The organism is Streptomyces sp. NPDC001480, assembly GCF_042894725.1.
In the GTDB taxonomy this organism is placed as follows: Bacteria; Actinomycetota; Actinomycetes; order Streptomycetales; family Streptomycetaceae; genus Streptomyces.
Window position 1 is genome coordinate 138723 of record NZ_JBIAVX010000015.1, and the last position, 12152, is coordinate 150874.

The window sequence follows — 12152 nt, forward strand, 5'->3', positions numbered from 1 at the left end:
CATCACGATGTACTTTCAGGTCCAGGGTAATAGACTGTCTCGTCGCGGAACAGGGGGCGTCCGTCAGGGAGGGCGGTGGGGACGGGGGCGTAGGGGTCGGCGCCGTACGGGTGGCCTTCCGAGTTGCCGTACACAGATCCGTGCCCGCGGCCCTGCTCGTACCCGTAGTACCCGTGCTCGTACCCGTTCGCATACGCGGGCTCGGGCCAGGCCCCCGCCGCGGCGCCGTACGCGCCGTACGCGCCGTAACCGTTCCCCCCGTTCCCCTGGGCGGGCGCGTCCTGTACGTACGTCCCCTGACCGGTCTCGAAGGACAGCGGCAGGCGCAGCTCCCCGGTGTCCATCACCGCGTTGTTCTGCGAGCGGTGCAGTCGGGCGTACGCCCCGCCCCGCGCGAGCAGGTCCTCGTGCCGGCCGGTCTCCACGATGCGGCCCCGGTCCACGACGAGGATGCGGTCGGCGTCGGGGGCTAGGTTGAGGTCGTGGGTGATCATGATCGTCGTACGGCCGCTCATCAGACGGCGCAGGGGCTTGACGACACGGCGGGCCGCCATCGCGTCCAGGCCCGTCGTGGGCTCGTCCAGCACCAGGACCGGCGCGTCGCGCAGGATGGCGCGGGCGATCGCCAGGCGCTGGAGCTGGCCGCCGGAGAGGCGGGCCGAGTTCGGGTCGACCTTGGTGTCGTAGCCCTCGGGGAGCCGGACGATGAAGTCGTGGGCGTCGGCCGCCTTCGCCGCCTCCTCGATCGCCTGGTCGCTGGCGCCGGGCCGGCCGCAGGCGATGTTCGCGCGGACGGTGTCGTGCAGGACCAGGGTCTCCTGGGGGAGCAGGGTGACGTACTCGCGCAGACGGGCCAGCGGGAAGTCGCGCAGCGGCACGCCGTCGAGGAGCAGGTCGCCCGCGTCCGGGTCGTAGAAGCGGAGGAGGAGCTTGGAGACCGTGGACTTGCCGGCGCCGCTCGGGCCGGTGATGATCACCAGCTCGCCGGGGCTGACCGTGAAGGAGAGGTCCTTCAGGGCGGGCTTCTCCGTGCCGGGGTAGCCGAAGTACACGTTCCGCACCTCGACCGTGCCGTCGGGGCGGCCGGTCTCCGGGCCGCCGTGCCTGGGGTCGGTGACCGCCGGCCGCACGTCCAGGATCTCGATGAGCCGTTCGGCGCCCGCCGTGGCCGCCGTGACGGTGAGGCCGAGCTGGGCCAGGCCGCGCACCGGCGGGTAGAGGTAGCCGAGGAACGCGGAGAAGGCGAGGAGCTGGCCGAGGGTCATGCGGCCGGTGGAGATCTCCCAGGCGCCGATGCCGATCACGGCGAGGACGCAGACCGTCTCGATGACCTGCACCAGTTGCTCGTACGCCTCGTTCAGCCGGGTCGAGCGGACCGAGGCGCGGAACCAGGCGTTCGCCTCCTCGCTCAGGCGGCGGCGCTCCGCGTCCCGGCGGTCGTAGGCCTGGGTGAGCACGATGTTGCCGAGGGACTCCTCGACGACCGAGGTGATCGCGCCGTCGGCGACCCGGCCCTCGCGGGAGACGTCCTTGATGGAGCCGGAGAAGCGGCGGGCCGCCAGCCAGAAGAGGGGGGCGAGGACGAAGGTGGCGGCGGCCAGGTCCCAGCGCAGCCAGAACGCGGCGACCGCGTAGAACAGGGCGGAGAAGGCGGCGGAGGCGGCGCCCACGAGGCCCGACACGACCATCGTCTCGATCGCCTCGACGTCGCTGGTCAGACGGGAGAGCAGATCGCCCTGGCGGTGCCGCTGGAAGAAGTGCGGGGGCAGTTGCTGTACGTGGTCGAAGACGTGCTCGCGCAGTCGCATGACGAAGCGCTCGGTCGCCCAGGCGGCGAGGGAGTTGCCCGCGTACGCGACGGCCGCGCCGACCGCCGCGATGCCCAGCCACTTGACCGCCGGGGACCAGAACGCGCCCAGCGACCCCTTCTCCAGGGCGTTGTCGGTGAGGTCGCCGAACAGCAGGATGGCCTCGGTCTCGGCCAGCGCGGCGAGCACGGTGCAGATCCAGACAACCAGGAGCCAACGGCGCAGGCCTCTGGTCAGCGGCCAGAAACGGCGGAATGCGGCACGGGCGGGAATGGTGGGCGTGTCCTCGTATTCGTACTCCTCGCCGTCATCCTCGTCCAGGTTCATTTCCCGTCCCTTCTCCGCTTTTCGTCTCCAGAATTCCCGGAATGAAGAAAAGGGGCCGACGGTGCACCATCGACCCCTTTTTCTTTATCGCTCGATCAGCCGGTTCAGCGGTCCTGGCCGGGCAGCGGCTTGGGGGCGGGAGCCGGCGCGTGCTTCTTCTTGGGCTTCGGCTTCGGCGGGGGAGGCAGCTGCTTCGACTTCGGCTTCGGGGGCAGCGGGGCGAGCTTCTTGAGGCTCATTTCCGACTCCTTCATGTCGCGCTGTACGTGAGGTGTTGAATTCCGTTTCCGGAACCCGACACCGAGAAACTTACACACTTCTCATGCGCCGGAACGGCAAAAATGGCAAAGGAGGGCTGTGAACTCCCTGGGAGAACCTTGGAGTTGCTTTGTGAACCTGGGAGCCGCTTGGGGAAGCCCGTGATTCCTTTGAAAAGCCTGAGAAAGGCGCCTCAGCGTTCCGCGCCGAAGCGGTCGGCGTCCGCCTCGGGCAGGGCATCGGCCAGCACCTCCGCCAGGTGCCGCCCCCGTACTCCGCCCAGCTGCTCCAGCTGCGTACGGCAGGAGAACCCGTCCGCCAGGACCACCGCCCCCTGGGGCGCCTCCCGGACCGAAGGCAGCAGTTGCTCCTCCGCGCAGGCCCGCGACACCTCGAAGTGGCCTGACTCGAAGCCGAAGTTGCCCGCGAGTCCGCAGCAGCCGCCGCTCAGCTCGCCGGTCAGGCCCGCCGCCGCGCGCAGCCGGCGGTCGGACGTGTCGCCGAGTACCGCGTGCTGGTGGCAGTGGGTCTGGCCGACCGCCGGGCGGTTCACGGGCGGCGGGGTCCAGTCGGGGGCGTACCGCTGGAGCGCCTCCGCGAAGGTGACCACCGCCGACGCCAGCCGTGCCGCGCGCGGGTCGTCGTGCAGCAGCTCGGGCAGGTCGCCGCGGAGGGTGGCCGCGCAGCTCGGCTCGAGGACGACGACCGGCGTCGCCGCGTCGAGGACCGGGCCCATCAGGTCGAGGGTGCGGCGCATGACCTTGCGGGCGTGGTCGAGCTGGCCCGTGGAGACGTACGTCAGCCCGCAGCAGACCCCGCCCCGGGGTGTCTCCACCCGCAGCCCGGCCGCCTCCAGCACCCGTACGGCCGCCCGGCCGACCTCGGGCGAGAGGTGCTCGGTGAAGGTGTCCGGCCAGAGGGCCACGGGACGCCCGCTGCCGGGGCCGGCGCCAGGGGCCCGGTCCCGCCGTCGCCACCACCGGCTGAACGTCCGGCCCGCCACCCGTGGAATCTCCCGCTCGGCCGCGATCCCGCCCAGCCGCCGGGCCACGCGCGCGAGCGGCCGTATCCCCACGAGGGCGTTGAGCAGCGGCGCGGTGCGGGTGCGGTCGATCCAGCGCAGCCACAGCGGCAGTCGGCCCATCGCGTAGTGCGCGGCGGGGCGGCGCCTGCCCCGGTAGTGGTGGTGCAGGAACTCCGCCTTGTACGTGGCCATGTCGACCTCGACCGGGCAGTCGGACCGGCAGCCCTTGCAGGCGAGGCACAGGTCCAGCGCGTCCCGGACCTCGGTGGAGCGCCAGCCGTCGGTGACCAGCTCGCCCGCCAGCATCTCGTGCAGCAGCCGGGCCCGCCCGCGGGTGGAGTGCTCCTCCTCGCCGGTCGCGCGGAACGAGGGGCACATGACGGCGGGGCCCGTCGCCGCCGTCGTCCGGCACTTGGCCACCCCGACGCACCGGCGGACGGCGGCCGAGAAGTCGCCGCCGTCGGCCGGGTAGCCGAAGGCCACGTCGACCGGTTCGCGCGGCAGCACGGCGAAGCGGAGGTCGGCGTCCAGTGGTGCCGGACGGACCAGCATCCCGGGGTTGAGCAGGTCGTCGGGGTCCCACAGGGCCTTGGCGCGTTCGAAGAGGGCCACCAGCTCGTCGCCGTACATCCGGGGCAGCAGCTCGGCGCGGGCCTGCCCGTCGCCGTGCTCGCCGGAGAGCGAGCCGCCGTGGGCCACGACCAGGTCGGCGAGTTCCTCGGAGAACCGGCGGAAGCGGCCGACGCCCGCCGCGGTGAGCAGGTCGAAGTCGATGCGGACGTGGATGCAGCCGTCCCCGAAGTGGCCGTACGGAGTGCCCCGCAGGCCGTGCTCGGACAGCAGAGCCCGGAAGTCGCGCAGGTAGGCGCCGAGCCGGGCGGGCGGTACCGCGCAGTCCTCCCAGCCGGGCCATGCCTCCGAGCCGTCCGGCATACGGGTCGCCGTGCCGCTGGCGTCCTCGCGGATGCGCCACAGGGCGCGCTGCTCACCCGGATCGGTGACGACGGACGCGCCCACGACATCGGCCGCGCGGACGATCGCCTCGGCACGCGCGCGTGCCTGGGCCGCCGTGTCCCCGCCGGTCTCCACGAACAGCCAGGCGGCCCCCTTGGGCAGCCCGGCCGGGGACGGCACCAGGTCGGCGGCCATGCCCTCCACCGTGAGCGGGCGTCCCCCACTCTCGGCTTCGCTCGAGCGGGGGGACCCCCATGGCAGCAGCCCGGCGGCGGCATCGGCCGCCGCGCCCTCGTCGGCGTAACCCAGCACGGCCAGGGCACGCGCGCGTGGCGCCTCGACCAGCCGCACGACCGCCTCCGTCAGCACGCCCAGCGTCCCCTCCGAACCGCAGAAGGAGCGGGCCACGTCGGCGCCCTTCTCGGGGAGCAGGGCGTCCAGCGCGTACCCGGAGATCCTGCGGGGCAGCTCCGGGAAGCCGGTGCGCAGCCGGGCCAGCTCGCCCTCCACCAGCGCACGCAGCCCGTCCGGCGCCCCGGACCAGTCCTTGCCGAGCCGCAGCCGCCGACCGCGCGCGGTGAGCACCTCCAGCTCATGGACGCTGTCCGCCGTCGTCCCCCAGGCCACCGAGTGCGAGCCGCAGGAGTTGTTGCCGATCATCCCGCCGAGCGTGCACCGGCTGTGCGTGGACGGGTCCGGGCCGAACCGCAGCCCGTGCGGGGCCGCCGCCTCCTGGAGCCGGTCCAGCACGAGCCCCGGCTGGACGACCGCCGTACGGGAACCGGGGTCGAGCTCCAGCAGCCGGTTCATGTGCCGGGTGAAGTCCAGCACCACGCCCGTGCCCGTCGCCTGTCCCGCGATCGACGTGCCCCCGCCCCGCGCCACCACCGGCACCCCGCGGGCCCGGCACACCTCCAGCACGGCGGCCACGTCCTCGGCGTCCCGCGGGGCCACCACGCCCAGGGGGACACGCCGGTAGTTGGACGCGTCCATGGTCACGAGCGCCCGGGCGGTGACGTCGAAGCCGACCTCGCCCCGGACGGCCTCGCGCAGCTCCGTCTCAAGCCCCGTGTGATCCGTCATGCGTCCAGAATGCATCCGCTCACGCACAGTCACAGCGGGTTGTCCACAGCCCCACTCGTATCGTCGTACAACCCCACAAGTCCACAGCTCGGCGATCTCGTCTCATCCGACGGACACGGTTCCGTCCCGTTTCGCCCAGCGGATACCCTCCGACTCGTGGCCGACATCCAGATTCCCGCTGACATCAAGCCCGCCGACGGACGTTTCGGCGCAGGCCCCTCCAAGGTGCGGACCGAGGCGCTGGACGCGCTCGCCGCGACCGGCAGCTCGCTGCTCGGCACCTCGCACCGCCAGGCCCCGGTCAAGAACCTCGTGGGCCAGGTCCGCGAAGGCATCAGCTCCCTGTTCTCCCTCCCGGAGGGCTACGAGGTCGTCCTCGGCAACGGCGGCTCCACCGCCTTCTGGGACATCGCCACCCACGGACTGATCGAGAACAAGTCCCAGCACCTCAACTTCGGCGAGTTCTCCTCCAAGTTCGCCAAGGCGGCCAAGCTCGCCCCCTGGCTGGCCGAGCCCACCGTGATCGCCGCCGACCCCGGCACCCACCCCGAGGCCCGGGCCGAGGCGGGCGTCGACGTCTACGCCCTCACCCACAACGAGACCTCCACCGGCGTCGCCATGCCGATCAAGCGCGTGGCCGGTGCCGACGAGGGCTCCCTCGTCCTCGTGGACGCCACCTCCGGCGCCGGCGGCCTCCCGGTCGACATCGCCGAGACCGACGTCTACTACTTCGCCCCGCAGAAGTCCTTCGCCTCCGACGGCGGCCTGTGGATCGGCGTCTTCTCCCCCGCCGCGATCGAGCGCGCCGAGCGCGTCCACGCGTCCGGCCGCCACGTCCCGGAGTTCTTCTCGCTCCCCACGGCGATCGACAACTCCCGCAAGAACCAGACGTACAACACCCCGGCCCTCGCCACCCTCTTCCTGCTGGGCCAGCAGCTGGAGTGGCTCAACGGCCAGGGCGGCCTGGCCTTCTCCACCGGCCGCACCAAGGACTCCTCGACCCGCCTGTACAGCTGGGCGGAGGAGTCGAAATACGCCACCCCGTTCGTCTCCGACCCGGCCAAGCGCTCCCAGGTCATCGGCACGATCGACTTCTCCGACGAGATCGACGCGGCGGCCGTCGCCAAGGTGCTGCGCGCCAACGGCATCGTCGACACCGAGCCCTACCGCAAGCTCGGCCGCAACCAGCTGCGCATCGCGATGTTCCCGGCGATCGACCCGGCGGACGTCGAGGCGCTGACGAAGTGCGTCGACTACGTGATCGAGAAGCTCTGAGCATGCTCTGAGCCGCGCAGAGCACGTTCTGCGCAAGCTCGTACGCCAGTACGGGCGTTGAGGGGCGCCCCGCGGAGTACCGCGGGGCGCCCCTCGCCGTACCCGTCACCGGTAGGTGCGGAGGGAAATCAGCCCGTTCGGGTTCTCCTCCGTACGTCTCTTTCCCTGTCCTCCGCGAGGAGTAGCAAGACAGCACCGCAGAGGGATTCGCCCACCTGTCCGACACGAAATCGTCGAGCCGTCCTGGAACTCACCGAAAGGAACGGCCATCGTGCGGATAGGACGCCTCGCGCCCGGGCTCGCCGTGGGGATCACGGCGACGCTGGTCCCGGCCCTCGCTCCGGCTCAGGCATCAGCGGCGGAACCGCTGGGGAGATTCACCCACCAGACGCCCGCGTGGCACAGATGTGACACGTCGACGCCCGCCGCGCTCCAGTGCGCGACGATCAAAGTCCCGCTCGACTACAGCCGCCCCGACGGCAAGACGATCAAGCTGGCCATCTCCCGCATGAAGACCAGCGTCCCGAGCAAGCGGCGCGGTGTGCTCCTGTCCAACCCCGGCGGTCCGGGCGGCGAAGGCCTCGACATGCCGGCCATGGTGAAGGACGTCCTGCCCAAGAAGGTCCGCGAGCAGTACGACCTCGTCGGGTTCGACCCGCGGGGCGTGGGTCGCAGCAGCCCCCTCACATGCGGTCTCAACGACACGGAGCAGAACTTCGAACACGCCTACCGGGCCGAGACGTTCGGCAACGACGTCAAGTGGGCCCGGAAGGTCGCCGACAAGTGCCGCGCGAAGAACGGCGACACGCTGCGGTACGTCACCACGCGCAACACCGCCCGCGACATGGACGTCATCCGTGCCGTTCTGGGCGAGAAGAAGATCTCCTACCTGGGCTTCTCCTACGGCACCTACCTGGGCGCCGTATACGCACAGATGTTCCCCAAGCAGACCGACCGCTTCGTACTGGACAGCTCGGTCGACCCCGCACGCGTCTGGCGCGGCATGATCCAGGTCTGGGCGGAGGGCACCGAGCCGGCGTTCACCCGCTGGACGAAGTGGACCGCCCAGCACGACCGCACCTACGGACTCGGCGCCACCCCGGCCAAGGTGAAGAAGACGTTCTGGGACCTGGTCGCCCGGGCCGACCGCACCCCCATCGTGGACGGTGACCACAAGATCACCGGCGACGACATCCGGGCCTTCCTTCGCGCCCAGTTCTTCAGCCCCGAGGCGGCGGCCCAGTCGGTCGTCGACCTGAAGAAGGCCGCCGACGGCCATGCGGCCCTCCGCCGTCTCCCCGCACCGGACGACCAGCCGGGCCCGAGCCGGTCCACCACGCGCGCCGCCCAGCCGCCGGCCGACAACGGCGTCGCCGTGTTCTGGAGTGTGGTCTGCGGTGACACCGCGGCCTGGCCGCGCGACCCCGAGCAGTACCGGCGTGACGCGATCCGGAACAAGGCGAAGTACCCGCTCTACGGTGACTTCGGCTCCAACATCATGCCCTGCGCGTTCTGGGACAAGCCCGCCGAGCCCGTCACCCGGGTGGCCGACAACGTCGGCCTGCTCACCGTCCAGAACCAGTGGGACTCCCAGACACCCCTGGTCAGCGGCCTCGGTATGCATCGCGCGCTGAAGGGCTCGCGCATGGTGTACGTCAAGGGCGGCGAGGGCCACGGCGTCTACGGCACGGACCCGGACTCCTGCGCCGACCGCACCGTCAACGCCTACCTGAGCAACGGACGGCTTCCCGCGCAGGACGTCACCTGCAAGGCGTCCGGTCGCACGGGCCCCGGCGTGAGCCGGCCCATCGTGCCGGTGCCGCCGTACACCCCGGGAGCGCCCCGCTTCTGACCACTCGGCCCTGACGGGCCACACGGTCCTCGGACGGGCGCCCGGTGCCACACCGGGCGCCCGGTGTGGCACCGGGCGCCCGTCTCTCAGCTCGCCACGCAGGTGACCGCCGGCACCCCGCCACCTCCCGGAGCGCCCCCGAACCCGAAGCTCGTCGAACCACCCGGGGCCACACTGCCGTTGTGATCGGCGTTCACAGCCGTGACGGCCGACCCGCTCTGGGTGTACGAGGCGTTCCACATGGACGTGATCTGCTGTGATCCGCTCCAGGTCCAGGACACCTTCCAGGACTTCAGGGCCACGGTCCCGGTGTTGCTGACCGTCACCTGCGCGTTGAAGCCGCTGCCCCAGTCACTGCTGACGGCGTAGGAGGCACTACAGGCGGCACTCGTGCCTCCACCGCCGCCTCCACCGCCGCTTCCGCCGCCCGTCCCCGGGAACGGCGACGCCTTGACGCTCGCCAGGTACCCGTCCTTCACGGTGTCCACGGTCGCCCAGTCGTCCTTGAGGATCCCGCCGGTGTCACCGGAGTCGGGGTTCCAGGACCAGAAGGTCCAGTGGAAGCTGTCGGCGCCGTACGTCGACGTGGGCCGCAGATAACTCACCAGCGCGGCCAGCCACTTCTGGTCCACGGTCGACTGGAGGGTCGTACCGAACTCGCCGACCCACACGGGCGCGAGGTTCTGCTTGAAGATGTAGCCCCAGTACTTGTCCCAGACGCCCGGCATGTTGGCGGGGAACGTGGGATCGCTGAACCAGCTCTGCTGGGCGACGCTGGTGGCGTAGTCGTGGGCGGAGTACACGACCCGGTTGGCCACGCTGAGCCGCACGGGGTACTGGGCGACCCCCATCAGGTTGCCGCCCCACCAGCCGGAGACGCCGTTGTACGACTGCACGCCCTCGACGAAGATCAGCAGGTCCGGGTTGACGGAGAGGACGGCGTCGCCCGCGCGCTGGGCGGCGAGCCGCCAGTCGGTGGCCTGGTCGCCGCAGCCCCAGCAGGCGGGATCGTGGGGCTCGTTGTGCAGGTCGATGCCGATGACGGTGTCCTGGCCCTTGTACCGCGCCGCCAGGGACTTCAGGTCGGCGATCCAGGTCGACTCCGGGACGGACGAGGTGTACCAGAGCGCCGACTGGCCGCCGGAATCGGGCCGGTGCCGGTCGAGGATGACCTTCAGGCCGTCCTGCCCGGCGTACGCGACGAGCTTGTCCATGACCTGGAGGGAGTTGAGCCCCTGGAGGCCGGCGTTCTTGCCGCTGGAGAAGTCGATGCTGTTGGGGACCGTGGAGCTCTTGAAGACGTCGTCGCTGTAGGGCAGCCGGATCGTGTTGTAGCCCAGCGACTTCATCTGGTCGATCATGCTCTTGTAGTCGCGTGACCAGAGGCCGTGCACGACGTGGTTGCCGGTCTCGAAGCCGAACCAGTTGATCCCGGCGATCCGGACCGGCTGCCCGGCCGAGTCCAGGATCTGCCGGCCGCTGGTGTGCCAGTAACCGGCTCCAGGGGCGGCGGCGGTGCCGGCGTGCGCCGTCTGCGCGCCCGCCAGGGGGACGAGGAGCGCCGCTGCGGCAGCGCACAGTGCTCTTCGCAGGCTGCGGAACATATGGCTGGGTCCTCTCGGGGGAGGCGCGGCCCCGGAACATATGGGAGCGCTCCCATGCGCCGCGCACCACCAGCAAACTGAGCCACCATGCTCACGTCAAGACATCGCGCCGTGGTCGGTTTCAGCCCCGGCGCCGCAGCCGCCGCACCCCGAAGAGGACGAGGGCACCCGCGGCGACGGCGACGGCGCCCACCTTGAAGCCGTCGACGGAGCCGCCGCCCCCACCGCCCACGGAGGCGGAACCCCCCTTGTCCGAGGAGGACTTACCGGCCGAGGCACCGCTGGGCGCGTCCTCCGCCTGTACGGAGCTGTCGGCGCCCTCACTGCCGTACATCAGCTTGGTCCCGTCGAGCGAGTAGCTGACGGACTCCCCCTGACCCTGCAAGGGCACGTCCAGCCGCCCCCGCCGCTTGATCTTGCCGCCGTCCCAGTCGTAGTAGATGCCGCCGAAGTAGCCGCGTACGGCGAGTTGCCTGCCGTTGGGCGAGAAGGCGGCGTCCGTCGCCCACAGGTCGACGGGGGCGACGGGCTTGAAGATGTTGCTGCCGGAGGAGGAGAGCCGGGCCGGCCCCTCGTACAGGTGCCCCCCGTCCTCGTTCTTGTCGATGATGTAGACCCGCCCGGTCTTGGGATGGACGAGCAGCGACTCGGCGTTCCGTGGCCCGTTCGCGTACTTGACGACGTACTGGGTGGCCGTGACGGTCTGGTCCTTCAGCACCTTCGGCTCGGGCAGCTTGTAGACCCAGACATACGGCCACTTGCCGCCGAGGTTGTCACCGATGTCCCCGACGTAGATCTCGTTCCCGGGCCCTATGGAGATGGCCTCCACGTCCCGCGGGGAACCGATGCCCTTCAGGGTCAGGGTGGCGACGGTCTTGCCGGTCCCGCTGTCCACGGCGTAGATGTACGGGCCGTCGTCGCTGTCGTTGTGCGTCCAGTAGATCCCGGGGTGCAGGTGGGAGGCGGCGAGGCCGCTGGACTCGGTGATCTTGGGGTCCTTGATCGTGAATCCCTGGTCACCGGCGCCGTCACCGTCGGCGGCGGAGGCCACGGCGGAGGCGGGCAGGGCGAACACACCCGTGAGCAGAACCCCGGCCAGCAGGGCGAGCGATCGGCGCATGCCGCCAAGCCTGCCATCCCGGCGGACCGTTGAGGGACGGACGGCCGACCGGGGGGACCTGCGACGGGCGTGGTGGGCCTCACATCCCACCCGGTCCCGTGATCGTTCATCATGAGCGGATGCTCAGGTTCATGCCCGTCGGTGACTCCATGACGATCGGAAGCGCGGGCGAATACACGTGGCGCTACCGGCTGTGGCAGCACCTCCGCGCCACCCACGGCGGCCCCTTCACCTTCGTCGGCCCGCGCGAGACGCTCCACGACAAGACGACGGACGCCCCGACCTCGTACGCCTACGCCGACCCCGACTTCCCCCGCGCCCACCTGGCCGGCTGGGGCGAGGGCTGGGCCCACATGGTTCCGCTGATCGGCGACGCGGTACGCGAGCACCGGCCGGACGTCCTGCTGGTCTCCCTGGGCCTGATCGACCTGGGCTTCTACACCAACGCCGAGCAGACGGCGGAGAACGTGCGGAAGTTCGTCAGGCAGGCGCGGGAGGCGGATCCGCGGGTGCGGATGGTGCTGCTGCCGGTGATCCCGAACATCCGGGCCGAGGAGGACGACTCCTTCGCCGAGCAGGTGACGGCCTTCAACGACCTTCTCGCGAAGACGGTCGCGGACCTGGACGAGCCCTCCTCCTCCGTCCTGCTGGCCTCGATCCCGGAGTCGTACGACATCCACACCGACACCTACGACGGCACCCACCCGAACGAGAGCGGGGAGCGGAAGCTGGCGGGGGTGTTCGCGGGGGCGATGTGGGAGGAGTGGGGGATCGGACACGAGTACGTGGCTGGAACATGATGACTTGATCCCGGCGTGCCCTGGTCACGGTGCGTATCGTTGTACTG

8 protein-coding genes are annotated in these 12152 nt (G+C 70.9%); 3 read left to right on the forward strand and 5 right to left on the reverse strand.

Annotated features, from left to right (window positions below):
• Positions 1-2 precede the first annotated feature (2 nt).
• From ACFY01_RS33165 to ACFY01_RS33175, 3 genes are all read right to left on the reverse strand, one after another.
• Positions 3-2135, reverse strand: coding sequence for an ABC transporter ATP-binding protein (locus ACFY01_RS33165; protein ID WP_390739458.1), 2133 nt, complete (start codon positions 2133-2135; stop codon positions 3-5).
• A gap of 104 nt (positions 2136-2239) precedes the next feature.
• Positions 2240-2374, reverse strand: a complete 135-nt coding sequence (locus tag ACFY01_RS33170; protein ID WP_390739459.1) for a hypothetical protein — start codon at positions 2372-2374, stop codon at positions 2240-2242.
• 212 nt (positions 2375-2586) lie between these two features.
• The gene (locus ACFY01_RS33175; protein WP_390739460.1) at positions 2587-5454 is read right to left on the reverse strand and encodes an FAD-binding and (Fe-S)-binding domain-containing protein; all 2868 of its coding nucleotides are present in this window, start codon (positions 5452-5454) and stop codon (positions 2587-2589) included.
• A 156-nt stretch (positions 5455-5610) separates the two neighbouring features.
• Here ACFY01_RS33175 and serC point away from each other — a divergent pair, with 156 nt between their 5' ends.
• Positions 5611-6729, forward strand: coding sequence for a phosphoserine transaminase (gene serC, locus ACFY01_RS33180; protein ID WP_390739461.1), 1119 nt, complete (start codon positions 5611-5613; stop codon positions 6727-6729).
• A gap of 271 nt (positions 6730-7000) precedes the next feature.
• Positions 7001-8581 carry an alpha/beta hydrolase gene (locus ACFY01_RS33185; RefSeq protein WP_390739462.1) on the forward strand — a complete coding sequence of 527 codons (1581 nt, stop codon included), beginning with the start codon at positions 7001-7003 and terminating at the stop codon, positions 8579-8581.
• Between the two features lie 86 nt (positions 8582-8667).
• On the opposite strand, the gene ACFY01_RS33190 is transcribed toward ACFY01_RS33185, so the two are convergent.
• Together ACFY01_RS33190 and ACFY01_RS33195 are read right to left on the reverse strand one after the other, a co-directional pair.
• Positions 8668-10185, reverse strand: a complete 1518-nt coding sequence (locus tag ACFY01_RS33190) for a cellulase family glycosylhydrolase (RefSeq protein WP_390739463.1) — start codon at positions 10183-10185, stop codon at positions 8668-8670.
• A 121-nt stretch (positions 10186-10306) separates the two neighbouring features.
• Entirely contained in the window at positions 10307-11305 is a 999-nt protein-coding gene (locus tag ACFY01_RS33195) for a WD40 repeat domain-containing protein (protein ID WP_390739464.1), read from the reverse strand.
• Between the two features lie 119 nt (positions 11306-11424).
• Here ACFY01_RS33195 and ACFY01_RS33200 point away from each other — a divergent pair, with 119 nt between their 5' ends.
• Positions 11425-12105 carry a GDSL-type esterase/lipase family protein gene (locus ACFY01_RS33200; protein ID WP_390739465.1) on the forward strand — a complete coding sequence of 227 codons (681 nt, stop codon included), beginning with the start codon at positions 11425-11427 and terminating at the stop codon, positions 12103-12105.
• Positions 12106-12152: the final 47 nt, after the last annotated feature.